At 29.8% G+C, this 645-nt stretch carries 2 protein-coding genes; both read left to right on the top strand.

Annotated features, from left to right (window positions below; translation table 11 throughout):
- On the top strand, nucleotides 1-279 hold a 279-nt coding region (locus tag ABCO64_RS10510), incomplete at its 5' end, for a DDE-type integrase/transposase/recombinase (RefSeq protein ID WP_343089432.1).
- Complete coding sequence (locus ABCO64_RS11020; RefSeq protein WP_425463711.1) at nucleotides 276-431, top strand: IS3 family transposase; 156 nt, start codon at nucleotides 276-278, stop codon at nucleotides 429-431. The genes ABCO64_RS10510 and ABCO64_RS11020, both read left to right, overlap by 4 nt.
- Nucleotides 432-645: the final 214 nt, after the last annotated feature.

Genomic DNA, 645 nt, shown 5'->3' with positions numbered 1-645 from the left:
GTATACTTTTCACCCATTATTGATTTTAATTCTAGAGAGGTATTATCTTACGCAGTAGGTACAGATGCCAAAATGGATAAGATAACGCAAATGTTAAATCAGTTAAAAAAACATCATGCGAATTTTTTAGCAGGAATGATGATCCAGTCTGATCAAGGAGTGCAGTATCAAAACTCAAGATATCAAAGTGAACTTAGTAAAATCAGTATCATTCAATCAATGAGTAGAAAAGGTAACTGTTTAGATAATTCTCCAACAGAAAACTTTTTGGTAGAATGAAAGTCGAAATGTGGTATGGTAAAGAAAATGAATTTGAAAATGAAAAAGATCTTATCCAAGCTATTGAAGAATATATCGACTATTACAACAATGTGCGAATCGTTACTAAATATAGAATGAGTCCAATTGAATATAGAAATTCTATGATATAATCAAACTAATATAAGTGGGGGTTTATCATATTCTTCTCCAACTTTATAAAGCTAGTTCAAAACATGCCATTGGTAAAAGGAATGAAAAAAGCTTATCAAATCACTCAAAAAAACTTAGATAAAGAGTTATCAAATAAAGAAGTAGATTCAAGAATTACTTCTTCTTTGCTACAAGCTCGCGAATACATTAAACTTCATAAACATTATGCAAAGC

Source organism: Methanocalculus natronophilus, from assembly GCF_038751955.1.
Lineage (GTDB): Archaea > Halobacteriota > Methanomicrobia > Methanomicrobiales > Methanocorpusculaceae > Methanocalculus > Methanocalculus natronophilus.
This window is presented reverse-complemented; position numbering and strand designations above follow the sequence as displayed.

What these genes read in the sequence shown, in the direction of transcription:
- ABCO64_RS11020 (WP_425463711.1), top strand. Translation starts at nt 276, where the DNA reads ATGAAAGTCGAAATGTGGTATGGTAAAGAAAATGAATTTGAAAATGAA.